This window comes from Butyricimonas muris (assembly GCF_046365375.1).
Taxonomy (GTDB): Bacteria; Bacteroidota; Bacteroidia; order Bacteroidales; family Marinifilaceae; genus Butyricimonas; species Butyricimonas muris.
Window position 1 is genome coordinate 69,579 of the sequence record NZ_JBKEIT010000004.1, and the last position, 16,570, is coordinate 86,148.

Consider the following 16,570-nt stretch of genomic DNA (forward strand, 5'->3'; position numbering starts at 1 on the left):
AAAATTGAAATATCATGACTAAAGTATTAATTGCAACAGATAAACCGTTTGCTCCGGTTGCTGTAAATGGGATTCGTGAGATCGTAGAGGCTCAGGGATACGAATTGGTATTATTAGAAAAATATACTTCTCAAGACGAGTTGATCGCTGCCGTGGCTGACGTTGACGCTATGATCATCCGTTCGGACAAAGCTACAAAAGAAGTTATCGAGGCTGCCAAGAAATTGAAAGTGATCGTTCGTGCAGGTGCCGGATTTGACAATATCGACTTGGCTGCTTGTACCGCTCATAACGTGGTAGCTATGAATACCCCGGGACAAAACTCAAACGCAGTGGCTGAGTTGGCTTTCGGTATGATGGTTTACATGGCTCGTAACTTCTTCAACGGTAAATCAGGTTCTGAGTTGAAGGGGAAGAAAATCGGTATCCACGCTTATGGAAACGTGGGACAGAATGTTGGTCGTATCGCTCGCGGTTTCGGCATGGAAGTGTACGCTTTCGACCCGTTCATGACGGACGAACAAATCAAGGCTGCCGGTGCTACCCCGTTACATTCGGCTGAAGAAATGTATGGTATGTGCCAATATATCTCTTTGCATATCCCGGCAACGGAACAAACCAAGAAATCTATCAACTATGATTTGTTGAAGAATATGCCGAAGGGTGCCGTGTTGGTAAACACCGCTCGTAAAGAGGTTATCGATGAGGAAGGTTTGGGTAAATTGATGGAAGAAAGAGCTGATTTCCACTATATCACCGATATCGCTCCGGATTGCGATTGCTTCAACAAGTTTGAAGGTCGTTTCTTCGCTACCCCGAAAAAGATGGGTGCTCAGACCGAAGAGGCTAATGTGAATGCCGGATTGGCTGCCGCTCGCCAAATCGTGAACTTCATCGAGAAAGGCGACGAGAAATTCAGAGTAAACAAATAGAATTGTAAATTGTAAATTTTAGATTTTAAATTGGAACACAGCAAATTTAAAATCTAAAATCTAAAATCTAAAATCTAAAATTGTATATGGCAATAGTAAAACCATTTAAAGGATTGCGTACTCCCTCTCAAGAAATTTGCGAGGAGTTGGCTTGTCTGCCTTATGACGTGATGAACTCGGAAGAAGCAGCACAAATGGCAGCCGGTAAACCTCGTTCATTATTACATGTGACCAGAGCCGAAATCGACTGTCCCGCTGGAACGGATATTCATTCCGAAACAGTTTATAACAAGAGTGTTGAGAACTTCAATATGTTCCAAGACAAGGGATGGTTGGTACAAGATGAGGACGCAAAATTCTATATCTACGCCCAAACCATGGACGGAAGAACACAATACGGTATCGTGGGATGTGCTGCTTGCGAGGATTACGTGAACGGTATTATCAAGAAACACGAGTTGACTCGTCCCGACAAGGAAGAGGATCGTATGATTCTGACCCGTTACGTGAAAGCTAATTTGGAGCCTGTGTTCTTCGCTTACAAGGCTGTACCGGAAATCGATGCTATCGTTGAGGATATCGTGAAGAGCCGGAAAGCTGACTACGATTTCGTGGCAGAAGACGGTTTCGGTCATCATTTCTGGGCTATCAACTGCCCGGATACGAACAAACGTCTGGAAGAATTGTTCGCCACCAAAGTGCCTTACACTTATGTTGCGGACGGACACCACAGAACGGCTGCTGCCGCTCGTATCGGTGCCGAATTCAGCGCTAAGAACCCGAACCACAACGGAACAGAAGAGTATAACTTCTTCATGGCTGTTCATTTCCCGGATCATCAATTGAAAATTATCGATTACAACCGCGTGGTGAAAGATCTGAACGGTTTGACCGAGGAGCAGTTGATGGCTAAATTGGGTGAACATTTCACGGTTGAAGATATGGGTACGGAGATTTACCACCCGGCTAAATTGCATGAATTCAGCATGTATTTGGGTGGAAGATGGTATAAATTGACCGCTAAACCCGGAAGCTACGATGATAACGATCCGATCGGAGTATTGGACGTAACGATTCTTTCTAATCACGTGTTGGCTGACATCCTTGACATTCAGGATTTGCGTACTTCCAAACGGATTGATTTCGTTGGTGGTATCCGTGGGTTGGGTGAATTGAAGCGTCGTGTTGACAATGGAGAGATGAAAGTGGCTTTCGCTTTATATCCTGTGTCTATGGAGCAATTGATTAATATTGCCGATACCGGAAATATTATGCCCCCGAAGACAACTTGGTTTGAGCCGAAGTTGCGTTCAGGAATGGTAATCCATAAGATTTGATAAAATAAAAAAAAAGCGGCGGGAGCCGCTTTTTTTATGCCTTGTATTTAAGCCATTTGTAAAGTTCTTTCCACGTGACCTTTTTCCCGTACATCAGGATACCTACCCGGTATATCTTGCCCGATAGCCATGTGAAGAACAGGAAGGAAGCAACCAGTAATCCCATGGAAGTAGCGATCTCCCATGCCGGGACCCCGAACGGGATGCGCACGAGCATCACTACCGGGGAAGTGAACGGGATAAGAGAACTCCAGAATACCATGGGCGATTCGGGGCTTTTCATGGCAGCGACACCGATATAAAGGGCTACTACCAATATGATAGAGAGCGGTGTCATGAATTGTTGGGAATCGGTTTCGTTATCCACTGCTGCACCGATCGCAGCGAAGAGTGACGCGTAGAGTAAGTATCCCCCGATAAAATAGAAAAGGAATGCTGCAAGGAATTTCATGATAAATGCGGGATCGATCGTCTTTGCCAGATTCTGAATCACGGCTAACTGTTCCGTGTTTATCTCGGAACTCTGTGCGAACATCGTGAGGTCACTTGCGTTTTTCAATGCTTCCAAGTCCAAGTTGGGCATAAACAACGCTTGAAATGCGATCATAATTATTCCGCCGAGAACAATCCAGATCAGAAATTGCACAAGTCCCACGGCGGCAACACCGATGATTTTTCCCAACAAGAATTGGAATGGTTTCACGGAAGAAACGAGAACTTCAATGATACGGTTCGTCTTTTCTTCAATGACGCCTTTCATGACTTGGGAAGCGTACATGAAGACAAAGAAATAGATAATCATTCCTGCCACTAACCCGATAATGGAAGTGATTTCCGAAGAACCCTCTTTCGTATCTCCTTTATCCGTGACTAACAAGGTTCTGACTAATACAGGTGTCTTTGCCGCGTCCAATTCTTGTTCAAGGTTAGGTACCTGACTTTTGGCTATGACTTCGGCTCGCTTGATACTCTCGATATTCTGTCGTAGCTGTGCGGCCAGTTCATTTTTTAATTCCATGGGTACCTGTGATGTCGAGAATACCGGAATTTCGGCATGAGTCATAACGTTTGCCGGCACTCTGGTAATGGCGTAATAGTCATTCTTTTTCAGAAACTCGGCATAATCGCTTTCCGGTATGTCATGGTCAATGTATTGGAAAGTCGTGTTATTAATCTTCTGAAATGGGGTTTCGAGACTCGATTCGTTGATCACGGCTATCGTTCTCTTTTGCGTGTCGTCACGCAATAGCATCCACATCAGGAACGCGTAAAACAACGCGAACAGGATCGGGACGAAAATGGTAACGACCAGAAATGTTTTTTTACGTACCCTTGTGGAGAACTCCCGGCTTATGATGATGAATATCTTGTTCATTTTAATTGAAAATTGAAAATTGAAAATGAAGAATCATTCACAAGCTTCAATTTGAATTATTATAGCTTAATATTCTATTGTTCTTTAACCAGTTTGATGAAAATATCGTTCATGCTGGGAATAATCTTCTGGTAAGAGATTATGTCCGCTTTCGGCAGCACTCTGGACAGGAGAGTATTTGCCGAACAATACGTGTTCTGTTGTAAGATAATATCTTGGCGTTCATCTTCGACACGTTGGGATACTACCTCGAACTCCGAGCCGACAACGAGTTCCGGGTTAAATTCCGGGTTGTAGCGACAACTTAATTGATAGGTATTGCTGGCATATTTTTCCCGAATCTGGTTAATCGGGCCTTCGATGATTTTCCGGGATTTGTTAATGAGAGCGATATGGCTGCAAATCTCTTCGACTGATCCCATGTTGTGAGTGGAAAAGATGATTGTCGTTCCTTTTTTGCGAAGTTCCAATATCTCCTTTTTCAATAATTCCACGTTGATCGGGTCAAACCCGCTGAAAGGCTCGTCGAATATCAGCAACTCCGGTTCATGTAACACGGTTGTGATAAACTGCACCTTCTGCGCCATTCCTTTGGAGAGTTCTTCTACCTTTTTGTCCCACCAAGCCTCTATGCCGAATTTCTCGAACCACATTTTCAATCGGGTAATGGAATCACTTTTGCTGATTCCTTTTAAACGAGCCAGATAGACGGCTTGTTCTCCGACTTTCATCTTCTTGTAGAGTCCTCGCTCTTCCGGAAGATAACCGATGCGATTGACGTCAGATGGTTTCAGATGTTCACCCCGGAAATAGATTTCGCCCGAATCAGGAGCGGTGATTTGATTGATGATACGGATTAATGAGGTTTTCCCGGCTCCGTTCGGACCTAGTAATCCGTAAATCGAGCCTTCCGGGATATTGATGGAAACATCATCCAGTGCCTTGTGATTGGCATACGTCTTGACGATGTTTATAGCTTTAAAGAAACTCATATTCGTTTAGTAAGCAAAGGCTGCCGAAGGGGCAGCCTTTGAAGGTTATTTTATTTCAAACATTAAAGCGTCTTTGGGAATTTTGTCGCCTTTATTTACATGGATTTTAACGACAGTTCCGCTTATAGGGGCCAGGATTTTGTTATGCATTTTCATGGCTTGCAGGAGGCATAATAAGTCTCCGGCTTTTACTTCCTGACCTTCTTTCACGTACATGTCGATAATAGAACCGGGTATGTACGTGAGGACGGCTCCCGGATCGGGTTTTTCCCATTTCTTGCGGTTGATAAATTTCTCCGTGAATTGGGTTTTGTATTGTAAGCCGTCAATTTCTAATAAGTCATATTTTGGTGTACTCATTCGTGGTATAATTTAAGATTAAAATGGAGGAATACCATGTTTTTTTGCCGGGGTTAGTACCGACTTGTTGCTGGATACCTCGATAGAGTGTTTCAAAATTTTCCGGGTTTCCTCGGGTTCGATGACAGAATCAATGTACCCTTTGGATGCAGCCACATAGGGGTTAGCGAATTTCTCGCGATATTCGGCAACTTTGATCTTGCGCATTTCGTCCGGGTTCTCTGCTGACATGATCTCTTTCTTGAAGATAATGTTAGCGGCTCCTTCCGGTCCCATTACGGCAATCTCTGCTGTCGGCCAAGCGAACATGAAGTCTGCTTTCAAGTGACGCGAGTTCATGGCGATGTAACCTCCGCCGTACGCTTTCCGCAGGATCACGGTGATCTTGGGCACGGTCGCCTCGCTATATGCGTAAAGTACTTTTGCCCCATGACGGATAACACCCATGTGTTCTTGTTCCACGCCCGGCAAGTAACCCGGCATATCTTCGAAGGTCACGATCGGGATATTGAATGCGTCACAGAAGCGGATGAAACGTCCTGCTTTATCCGATGAATCGCAATCCAGCACTCCCGCTAACACGGAAGGTTGATTTGCCACGAAACCGATAGTTTCTCCGTCGATACGTCCGAATCCGACCACGATATTTTTGGCAAATTCCTGTTGTATTTCAAGGAAGTCCGAGTCATCGGCAACCGCCCGGATAATATCTCTCACGTCGTAAGGTTGAGTGGGATCGGCGGGAACAATCTTTTCGATTTTGTACTCCGGTTTCGGCGGTTTGGAGGGGAACGGTTTGGCTTTCGCCTCGTTACTCCACGGGATAAAGGTCAATAGTTTTTTGATCTGTTCGAAACATTCGTACTCCGAGTGTGCGAAGAAATGGGCGTTACCGCTGACTTCACTGTGCACTCTGGCACCCCCGAGTTCTTCCATCGTTACCACTTCACCGAGTACGGTTTTCACCACTTCCGGTCCCGTGATAAACATTTTCGAGATGTTGTCCACCACGAACACGAAGTCAGTCAAAGCGGGTGAATACACGGCACCTCCTGCGCAAGGACCGAGAATGACGGATAATTGAGGAATAACTCCGGATGCCTGCGTGTTACGGAAGAAGATTTCCCCGTATCCTGCCAGAGAGTCAACTCCTTCTTGAATACGAGCACCTCCCGAGTCGTTGATCCCGATCAAGGGCACTCTCATTTTCAGAGCGTGGTCCATGATTTTGGTGATCTTGCGGGCATGCATCAAGCCTAATGAACCACCGGCAACAGTGAAGTCTTGGGCATAGATACACACGGGTTCTCCATAAATAGTACCGGTTCCGATGATAACACCATCACCATGCAGAACCTTTTTATCCATATCAAAATCTTTTGACTGATGCTCAACGAACATGTCGTACTCGTGGAAAGAATCTTTGTCGAGTATTGCTTCAATACGCTCCCGGGCTGTCAACTTTCCCATTGCAGCTTGCTTCTTAATAGCCTCTTCGCCACCACCTTGAAGAACAATCTCTTTTCTCTTCCTTAAATCAAGAACATTTCTTTTAAGTGACATAAGTAATAATTTATGTTTGTAAATGATAGGTTTCAACTCAATACAAAATCCTACCTACCCAGTCTGCAAAATTACGAAAAAAAACGGAGAAAAAAACACCTGTTCGGGGGTGTTTGAGATAATGTATTGATACATTGTGCATTGGAGTGGTAAAATGTTTTTTTGCCCCCTATCGTGTTTTTGTTCTGTTTTCGTAACACGAAACAAGTTTCATGCGTAAAATTTACATTCTGTTTTGCGGGAGTGGTGGGGGCATGTGGAAGGAGTTTTCCGTGTTACCCGTGGGATTTGAAGAAATAATTGTAGTTTTGCAATTGGTTTACAACCTTCGAAATGAAGATAGAATGAAGATTTTACGTAGGATATTAAAATATATATTCAGGGTTATACTGGGGCTTTTCACCTTGGTAGTGCTTGTTATGATTCTTTTATACATTCCCGGTATACAGAATTTCGTGACGGGAAAGGCGGAGCAATACGTGGAGCGTAACATGGGTATGAAACTTTCCGTGGGGCGTGTACTGTTGAAATTCCCGTTAGACTTGGCAGTGGAAAGAATTTATTTTGGAAAGACGGAGCGGGACACGATGCTGAGTGCTGACCTGATTCAAGTAAATGTCGCTTTATCGAAATTGTTGAAGAAGGAGATTGAAGTGCGACGGTTGGTGATAGAGAATGCGGCAGTGAACTTCGGGGATACGCTTTCGGGAATGAAAATGAAAGTGGCACTCCATGAACTGAATCTTCGTATGGACAGGTTGAATCTGGCAAAGCAAGAGGCTGACATTCCTACGGTTTCCTTGCATGGCGGAACGGTTTTCATGAACTTGGGTGAAAGTGAGCCGGACACCACACAGCCGGGAGAGCCGGCACGTTGGAAGTTCCGGGTGGGCGAGTTGCTGTTGGATAGTGTCGACTGCGTGATGAACGGGTTGCCCATGGGACAAATCCGCGCGGGAGTGGGCGAAGGACGCTTGAGGGAAGCGGAGATACATCTTGGGGAACAGACGGTAAATCTGGATTCCATACTATTGGTACGGGGATATTGTGAGGTGCTGACGCTTGCGGATGCCACTTCGGGCGGGGAGGACGCGGTACAGGATTCCACGGGGAGTATGCCGTGGGTAATACATGCCGGGAAGGTCGAGTTGGCGGATAGTCGTTTTTTAATGAAGCCTCGCGGAATGAGTGTGGCAGAGGAAAGATTTCCGGAAGCGATACGGGTATCGGCTCTTTCATTGCAAGTGGACAGCGTGTTTAACCGGGGAACGGAGATAGCGGCTATCGTGCAGCGATTGCAGTTGAAAGAAGGGAACGGGCTTGATTTGCGGAATTTATCCTGTCGGGTAAATGTCGGGAGCGATAAGTCTAACGTTTCCAATCTGTCATTGAAAACGGCTTATAGCCGGTTAGGGATGAACGTGCAAGCGGCTAGCGGGCTTACCGGATTCGGGATGAATACTCCTTTGCGCTTGTCGATAAACGGTACGATAGGGGGGAAGGATATACTTTTGTTTATGCCGGACACGAATAAATTAATGGAATCTTTTTTACAGGATAAAACGTTTTCGCTTGCCGGATTATTGAATGGGGAGATCGAGCGATTGAATATCGAACACCTGAACGTGGGTGCCGGAAATGATTTTTTGTTGGAAAGTAGCGGAAAAGTTTCTTCTATTACCGATATGGAACAGATGGTCGCGGATTACCGGGTATCGTTGACTGTTCGGAACGGGCGTTTTTTCGCGCCGTTCTTGGGCGACGGGGAGGAGGCAGGCGTGGTTGTGCCGGATAATTTGAAGTTGAATGCCGATTTACATATGGCGGATCAGACCGCGAGAGTCAAAGTGGGAGTTAGCCCCCGACAAGGAAGTCTGAATATGGTTGCCGGTTACGGGATGAAAGATAATTCCTATTACGCGGGAGTTCGTTTGCGGGAGTTCGCGTTGAATGAATTTATGCCGAAGGATTCATTGGGAATGGTTTCCGCCACGCTTTCCGCCTCGGGGAAAGGATTGGATTTGAAAACGGCGGCGGGCAAAGTGAATTTAGCTTTGGCATTATTGCAATACAATGGTTACGATTATAAAGATATCACGTTGAATGCCGTGTTGAAAGAGGGTGTGCTGAACGGGGCTTTGGCAAGTGGTAATAAAGAGTTGGATATGGATATGAAATTCCAGCTTACCGCCGGCGACAAGGGATACGAGGCAAAGATTGAAAGTGATATCCGGAACGCGGACTTGAAAGGATTGCATTTTATGCCGGAAGAACTGGCGTTCTCTCTGGGATTGACGTTGCAGGGAGAATTGAACGCGGACAGTACTTCCGCTCTAAAAGCCGATTTCACGGATATCGTTTTGAAAGATGTCGGAACCCGGCAGTTGGGGGATTTAAATATATCGTTCGCCGGGGAGGACAATCGTACCCGATTGAACGTGAACGCTGGAGATTTGAGCGTGAAGTTTAACGGGAAAGGGAACGGCTATTTGTTGGCTCGGCAATTTGCCAAAGCGGGAGAACTGCTTGCCGGACAACTGGAAATACACGATTTTAATATGGAACAATTGGGGGAGGTGTTGCCGGATTTCAGTTTGACGATCGATGCTGCCCAAAAGAACATATTAAACAGTTACCTGAAGAATAACGGGATGCGCTTCAAGCGTGTAGGCATAGAACTGGGGACGGATACCGAGTCCCACTTCAAGATGGATGCCGGGGTTTTCGGGCTGGACATCGAGGGTTTCGTGATCGATAGCGTGTTCATGAACGCTCACGGTCAAGGCGTGGCTTTGCGCTACGGGGTGAACGTGTTCGGGGCAAAAAATCAATTGGAAGCATTGTCGCAATTGACCGCGGAAGGCTCGGTGGAACACGATCAGGTAAACGTGAGATTGCGGGAACGGGAGAATAAAGACGGAGAGATCTTTAACATCGGGGCGAATATCGCTTTTCAGGACAGTGCTGTCAGCGTGAGTATATCCCCGGACCCGTTGGTGTTGGGATACGTGTCTTGGCAAGTGAACCGGGGAAACTTTGTTCGTCTGAAACAAGGCGAAATTCCGGCGGCAAACTTGCAGTTGTTGAACGGGGACAAGCGTATCCGGTTGGTGTCGGAGGAAGGAGCGAACCGGGAACCGGAATCATTGGTTGTTGATATAAAAGGTATTGATCTGGGGCATATCTCCGATGTGTTGAGTTTTATCCCGGATATGTCCGGTATGCTGGGCGTTGATTTACAGATGCACAGTAAAAACAAGGTGATCGACGTGGGTGGAAATATCACGATAAATGAATTTAATTATCAACAGGAGCGGATCGGGAACTTGGATATGGGTATAAAATACCGCTTGTCGCGACAGACCGAGCATGATGTCGATTTTACCCTTGCCGTGGACGGGCAACAGGCTCTATTGGCGCGGGGCAAGATGATGACCGGACCGGATGATCAGAACATGGATTTGAATATAGGGATACCGAAATTACCGCTACGGGTGGCAGGAGCCTTCACGCCGCCGGGGATGATTCGTCTGGGCGGGGATATGGTCGGAGCGTTCCGTATCAAGGGGAATATGAGCCAACCTTTGATTGACGGCAATTTGAGTTTCAGAGAGGGAGAAGTGGAAGCGCTTCCGGTGGGAACGACCTTCAAGATAGATACCTCTACCATCACGATTCGGAATAATTTATTGAAATTTAATCATTTCGGGCTGATTGCTCCGAATAAGCAACGACTGGAATTGCAGGGGGACGTGAACTTTGCTTCATTCTCCAGTATCGAGATGGATGCATCCGTCACGGCTCGTAATTTCCAAGCGATGAAGGTGCAGGAAAACGACGAAACAATGGTTTACGGGAAATTGTTTGTCGACGTGTCGGCAACCTTGAAAGGAATGTTAGACGCGTTGAAGATTCGGGGAAATATTAATCTGTTGGATAACAGCGAAGTGTACTACACGTTGAAGTCCGCTCCTTTGTCCGTGACCGACCGGAGTGTTGATCTCGTGCGTTTCGTGTCTTTCCGGGATAGTACGGAAGTGGCGGAGGATGACCAACTGAAGCAAATCCGCGCGGTCAGTCTAGACTTGTTGATGTCCGTGAATATCGCCCCGCTGGTAAGTTTGAACGTGTTGTTGTCCGCTAACGGGCAGAACCGGGTTTCCATCAACGGGGGAGGGAGTTTGACCTACACGCTGAGTCCGGTGGGAGAGAGTCGCCTCGTGGGGCGCTACGTGCTGTCTAGCGGAATCGTGTCTTACGGCTTGCCGGTGATCGGGCAGAAAGATTTCAAGATACAGGATGGCAATTACGTGGAATGGACAGGAGATATTGCCAACCCGACACTGAATATTATGGCGGCAGAAACGATCTCCGCGAGTGTCACGGATGATAGCCAGAAATCCCGTCTGGTGAATTTCAAGGCGATAATACGGATTACCAACACGTTGGAGAAGCCGGATATCACTTTCGACCTTGCCGCCGAGGGGGATATCACGATACAGAACCAGTTGGCGGCGATGACTCCCGAAGAAAGATCCAGAGAGGCGATGAATATGATGATATACGGGTCTTACTCGGGACCCGGTACGGTAGCCAAATCAAACGCTTCCGATAACGCGATCAATAATTTCGTGGAACGGGAGTTGAATCAATGGTCGAGAAAACATTTGAAGAACATGGATTTGACTTTCGGCATCAATACATACAATCAGGTATCGGAGGCGGGCGAGTCGAAGAAGACGGATTACTCCTACCAATTCTCGAAACGGCTGTTCAATAACCGGGTTCGGGTGAAAGTCGGGGGACGTATATCCACGGATAATGATCCGGCAGCCGGGGGCGTGGAGGAGAATCTGGTCGATGATATTGCGGTGGAATACCTGTTCGGGAAGAATCCCAATTTCTTCCTTAAAATATTCCGGCACACGGGTTACGAGAGCGTGTTGGAGGGCGAAGTCACCCAAACCGGTATCGGTGTGGTGTTACGGAAGAATTACCAGAAATTCCGGGATATATTCCGGCGAAAGAAGAAAACGAAAGTGGAAAAGAAAGAAACACGGCGAATAGAAAATGAAAAGTCTGATAAATAGAATATATATACCCGTGACGGTAGCTTTGCTACTGTTGGGCGCATCTTGTTCGCAGACCAAAAAACTGACGGAAGGTGAAGTGTTGTACACCGGGGTGAAAAAAATGAAAATAGAAACGGCGGAAGGAGTCAAGTTGCAAGGGGCGCAGAGTTCCGCGATTTCCAACCCGATGTCCTATCCCCCCAACAACCCGTTGTTCGCCCCGTACGTGCGTTCGCCTTTCCCCATCGGTCTGTGGGTGTACAATTGGAACATCAAAAAAGAGAAAGGTCTGAAACACTGGTTGTACAAGAAGTTGGCGAAGAAACCGGTATTGATTAGCGACGTGCAACCGGAATTGCGCTTGAAAGCGGTGGAGAACGCTGCCCGGGATTACGGGTATTTCGGGGTGGAAACGAGTTACGAGATCATCCCCAACAAGCGCAATCCCAAGAAAGCGAAAATCAGCTATCACGTGCGTGTACCCGAACCGTATATGTTTGGCAATATCGAGTTCTGGGGATGGAAAGGACGCATGGATAGTTTGTTGCAGAGGAGGAAACAGCGTTGCCTTTTGACAAAAGGGGCTGAATACAGTGTTTACTCGATGGAAGACGAGCGGGAGCGTATCACCCAATTGTTGAGGAACAACGGTTACTATTATTTCCAATTGGACTATATCGAGTTTCTTGCCGACACGACACGGGAAAAGCGGGTGGCTGATGTTCGTATCGCCTTGAAACATGGTGTTCCGGCTGTCGCGTTGCAACCTTACAAGATTGGGAGTGTAGAACTGGTGCTGGAGGAACCCGATGAGTCGGAAACGACCGATTCGCTAGCTTACAAAGAGATAAATGTAAAATACACGAAACCGTTGGGTGTAAAACCCAAAGTGCTGGCTCGTTCGATGTATTTATTGCCGGGAGATATTTACTCTTTCCGGCGGCAGAATCGTACGCAGACAAGCCTTGCCCGTTTGGGGATTTTTAAATACACGAATCTGAACGTCACCCGTGCGGACACGGCAAGGACGGACGGATTCGGCAAATTGAATTTTGGAATTAACGCGGTGTACGATTTACCGATCGAAACCGAGGTAGAGGTGGATGTATCCTCGAAATCCAACAACTTGCTGGGACCGGGACTGACTCTCGGTATCACCAACAAAAACCTGTTCCGGGGAGGAGAGAACCTGTCTTTCAAGTTGAACGGGGCATACGAGTGGGAGGTCGGTAACAAGCAAGGCAACTCGAAATCCGGATTAATCAATTCCTACGAGTTGGGCGTGAATGTCGGTTTGTCGGTACCTCGCTTGTTGGTTCCCAATTTCTTGAAAAGCACGAAAGATTTTCCCGAACGTACGCATTTCCAAATCGGAGTGGATTTCCTGAACCGTCATACATTTTTCCGGATGATTTCATTCACGGGATCATTCAGTTATGATTTCCAGTCTTCCTACCGGAAGTATCACACGATCACCCCGTTGAAGCTCAGTTATACCCATTTGTTGCGGACTTCAAAGGAATTTGACGAAACGATGGATAATAATCCGGCAATAGCGATGAGTTTCAAGAATCAGTTTATACCCTCGATGGCATACACCTACACGTATGACCGACAGGGGACTTCCCGTAACCCGAACCGGTTGTACTGGCAAAATATGATCATGTCGGCGGGAAACTTGTTGTCCGCGATACAGTACTTGTCGGGGAATCACAAGGGAGAGGGGAAAACGATATTCGGTAACACCTATTCCCAGTTTCTGAAAGGTACTTCCGAGATTATTGTTTACCGAAAACTGACCGAAAATTCGTTGATCGCCACTCGTTTCATGGGAGGGCTCGGGTACGCTTACGGCAATTCAAGCGTGATGCCGTATAGCGAGCAATTTTATATCGGGGGAGCCAACAGCATCCGGGCTTTCACGATTCGTTCCATCGGGCCGGGTAGCTATCACCAGAAAAGTGATAACAAGACGGCATATCTCGACCAGACCGGGGATATAAAACTGGAAGGAAATATCGAGTTGCGCTTTAAAATAGCGGGAAGCCTGAACGGGGCAATTTTCTTGGATGCCGGTAACGTGTGGTTGTTGCGGAATGACCCCAAGCGTCCGGGGGGAGAATTCAAGCTGGCGGGCTTGCTGAACGAGATTGCACTGGGAACAGGTTGCGGGTTGCGCTATGACATCGGTTTTATCGTTATTCGCGGGGATTTAGGTGTTGCTTTGCATACCCCTTACAAGAATCCCGATAAACCGGGATATTACAATATTTCCAAATTTAAGGACGGGTTGGCGTTCCATCTGGCTATCGGCTACCCGTTCTAGAATAACAGCAGGAATCATCTATGTATTTGTCGTATTCTTTCCGATATACGGTGTTTATATTTTTGTACCCTTGCTAAGTAGAGGCGGGTGAAATGTGTTGGAAGGAAAGTGGTTTTTCTGTTAATGAAAGTTATATGATTATAATATTAGAATAATGTGATTTGTACTTTCTTTATATCATCTCCCATTCAACTCCTATTCAACTCCCATTCATCTCCTATTATAAAGGTGTAAAAATAGAAAATTAATTGGAATTAAATAAAATTTGATAATACTGAACTATATGGTATGATTATAATTAATTCTTAGAAGATAACTGAACAGGGCAGAAATTGATCTCGAAAAAGAGAGGAAGACAGGACCGGCGTAAAAAAAAGAAGACTGCCCGAGCGTGTCGGACAGTCTCCCGTTGTTTGAAATTATTGAACCCGAAAACTATTTTACTTTTTCGTAGATGTAAAGTTCGTGAATTTCTCCGGTGTAACCTTCATCTTTGAACGGACCTTGTGACATACCGAGAACGATCAGGGTACCACGGTTGTTCAATACCACGAGGTCGTCATTTACCGGGTCGATAGAAAGACCTTCGATCTCTCCGGCGCGGCGGAAATCACTCATCTCGCGGAATAATTCAACTCTTCCGGCTTTCGCTCCGCCGGCAATTTTGCCTGTACGCATTACGGGTTTCCCTTTTTTGTCAAGTTTCACGCTGAAAGGGGTGTCCTTAACAACTTCAGTTCCGTCCTGCAATCCGGTGAAGTGTACTTCAGAGATGTCGGCAATGTAAATGTTGTCAGGAATATTGTATAATGATTCACCGTCATCTGAAGTGAAAAGCATTTTACCGTCAGCGATGAAAATACCTTGACACCAGTACGGGGTCGGGCGGCATTGCATCTTGGTATAGTATTGTCCTGTTTCAAGGCTGTAGCAATACACGTAACGGCTATCCACCCAGTCAGACATCCAAACCATGTTTTTCTCGCGGTCAACGGCAAGACCTGATACCTCTACTTGTCCCGATTCCGGTGACCAAGGCAGGTCGCGTTTCCATTTCAACGTTTCCGCGTCATAGATAGATACGGCGATGTTGTAACCGCGTCCGTATTCGAATTTCTCGATACCGCAATAGATTTCCCCGTTATAAATGTCGATATCACCGAAGTGGTTGGCGATTTCGGGATTCTGGAACGGTTGATCGTTCTTCATGATAAGATTACCATGCTTATCGTATTTGTAAAGAACTTTAGTATCGGATACATAGTAATAGTTGCTGTCGATAGCAATTCCTTGACGTCCTGCCACGGGAATAACTTTTTTCAAGCGATACTCGGAGCCAAGATGTTGAGCGTTTACGGCCATACTTGCTAAAAGCAATGCCACAACAAATAATAACTTATTCATAATCAAAAATATTTAGGTTATTAATAAAGGTTTACTTTATATTAGAATTTAAGCAAACACATGATTTGCAAACTGTTGCCCGTGCCTTTGTCAACTTTATCCGTGTAGTCGGACAAGATGTAATTCACTTGGAATTTAACATCCTTGATAGGCTCGTAAGTACAACCGATCAGGTAATTGTCCTTGTTGTTGGCAGAAGTCTTGTTCGTTTTGTCGCGATACATGTCAAAACGGGCTACCGGCAAGAATTTACCGATCTTGTAAGCGGCGAGGAAGTAGAAACCGTCTTCGTCAACATCGGCATCGTCACTCTTGATATGACCGTATTCTGCACGAAGGTCAAGACCGTTCGGATCATAATACCAAGCACCGGTGATAACGCGGTTCATGGCTTGATAATTTCCTACTACTTGTCCTGCATTGAGTTGTTTGTATTCACCCCAGTTGTAGCAACCGATGATACGCAATTTCTCGATGGGACGAACGGTAATACGACCAATGATATCTTTAGATTTGTTGTCGTCGTTCAACGTGGGAAGATAACCGTTGCTCAAAGATACTTGATAGCTCAAGTAGTTGAATTTCTTGTCTTTGCTCGGTAGGAAATCTCCATAAGCCATGATACCGAGGTCACGACCGTAGTCGATAAGGTTGGGAGTTGAAACAGCATTACGGCATACCATGCGGTAGCAAATATTAGAGAAATCTACTGTCTCCAATGTTGCGGGGGAAATGTCATAGTTCTCGAAGCCAAGCGGCAAATAGTATTGACCCGCGCGGAAGTGTAGTCCTTTCGTGATATGCGCGTTAATGAACGCATCCATAACCGTGATTACTTTCTTCGAGTAAGCGGTTCCGTCGGTAGAACCGGAGAAACATTCCAATTGTGCGCGGAAGTCAAATGTTTTTGACACTTGCTTGTCGATGATCAAACGCATACGTTTCAATTGGAAAGATGATCTGTTGTCGCCGTTTTTGTCACCCCAGTTGTAACCGGTTTGGATGTAACCGGAAAATTTCGGTAGTAGTGAAAGGAGTTTATTTACTTTTTGAGTAAGATCCCCGTCATTTGTTTGGGCAGTCCCTTCAGTTGTGGCAGGGGTTTGGTCGTTCTCGGCCTTAGCCCATGTAGATGTGCATACGAAAAGGGCACAACACAGCATTAACACGTTCAATAAATAACTTTTTTTCATAACAATGTTAAATTAA

At 46.0% G+C, this 16,570-nt stretch carries 10 protein-coding genes; 4 read left to right on the forward strand and 6 right to left on the reverse strand.

What is annotated here, in order from left to right:
* Positions 1–14: 14 nt before the first annotated feature.
* Entirely contained in the window at positions 15–932 is a 918-nt protein-coding gene (locus ACK8P8_RS08135) for an NAD(P)-dependent oxidoreductase (protein WP_099294337.1), read from the forward strand.
* Positions 933–1,018: 86 nt separating this feature from the next.
* Positions 1,019–2,269, forward strand: coding sequence for a DUF1015 domain-containing protein (locus ACK8P8_RS08140; protein WP_186978346.1), 1,251 nt, complete (start codon positions 1,019–1,021; stop codon positions 2,267–2,269).
* A gap of 34 nt (positions 2,270–2,303) precedes the next feature.
* Here ACK8P8_RS08140 and ACK8P8_RS08145 read toward each other — a convergent pair whose 3' ends face one another.
* The 4 genes from ACK8P8_RS08145 to ACK8P8_RS08160 all read right to left on the reverse strand — a co-directional run bounded on the left by ACK8P8_RS08145 (position 2,304) and on the right by ACK8P8_RS08160 (position 6,559).
* The gene (locus ACK8P8_RS08145; protein ID WP_099294334.1) at positions 2,304–3,644 is read right to left on the reverse strand and encodes an ABC transporter permease; all 1,341 of its coding nucleotides are present in this window, start codon (positions 3,642–3,644) and stop codon (positions 2,304–2,306) included.
* A gap of 74 nt (positions 3,645–3,718) precedes the next feature.
* A complete protein-coding gene (locus tag ACK8P8_RS08150; protein ID WP_099294332.1) occupies positions 3,719–4,636 on the reverse strand; it encodes an ABC transporter ATP-binding protein in 918 nt (305 codons plus the stop codon).
* Positions 4,637–4,681: 45 nt separating this feature from the next.
* Positions 4,682–4,996, reverse strand: coding sequence for a biotin/lipoyl-containing protein (locus tag ACK8P8_RS08155; protein WP_099294330.1), 315 nt, complete (start codon positions 4,994–4,996; stop codon positions 4,682–4,684).
* Positions 4,997–5,014: 18 nt separating this feature from the next.
* Complete coding sequence (locus tag ACK8P8_RS08160; RefSeq protein ID WP_099294328.1) at positions 5,015–6,559, reverse strand: acyl-CoA carboxylase subunit beta; 1,545 nt, start codon at positions 6,557–6,559, stop codon at positions 5,015–5,017.
* Positions 6,560–6,771: 212 nt separating this feature from the next.
* On the opposite strand from ACK8P8_RS08160, the gene ACK8P8_RS08165 reads away from it, so the two are divergent.
* Together ACK8P8_RS08165 and tamL are read left to right on the forward strand one after the other, a co-directional pair.
* Positions 6,772–11,649, forward strand: a complete 4,878-nt coding sequence (locus tag ACK8P8_RS08165; RefSeq protein WP_369859053.1) for a translocation/assembly module TamB domain-containing protein — start codon at positions 6,772–6,774, stop codon at positions 11,647–11,649.
* The gene (gene tamL, locus ACK8P8_RS08170; RefSeq protein WP_369859052.1) at positions 11,630–13,957 is read left to right on the forward strand and encodes a translocation and assembly module lipoprotein TamL; all 2,328 of its coding nucleotides are present in this window, start codon (positions 11,630–11,632) and stop codon (positions 13,955–13,957) included. The genes ACK8P8_RS08165 and tamL overlap by 20 nt, the downstream gene beginning before the upstream one ends.
* A gap of 435 nt (positions 13,958–14,392) precedes the next feature.
* On the opposite strand, the gene ACK8P8_RS08175 is transcribed toward tamL, so the two are convergent.
* Both ACK8P8_RS08175 and ACK8P8_RS08180 read right to left on the reverse strand, forming a co-directional pair.
* Entirely contained in the window at positions 14,393–15,361 is a 969-nt protein-coding gene (locus tag ACK8P8_RS08175) for a hypothetical protein (RefSeq protein ID WP_099294324.1), read from the reverse strand.
* A 41-nt stretch (positions 15,362–15,402) separates the two neighbouring features.
* Positions 15,403–16,554: a porin gene (locus tag ACK8P8_RS08180; protein ID WP_099294322.1), complete on the reverse strand. Its 1,152-nt coding sequence runs from the start codon at positions 16,552–16,554 to the stop codon at positions 15,403–15,405.
* Positions 16,555–16,570 lie beyond the last annotated feature (16 nt).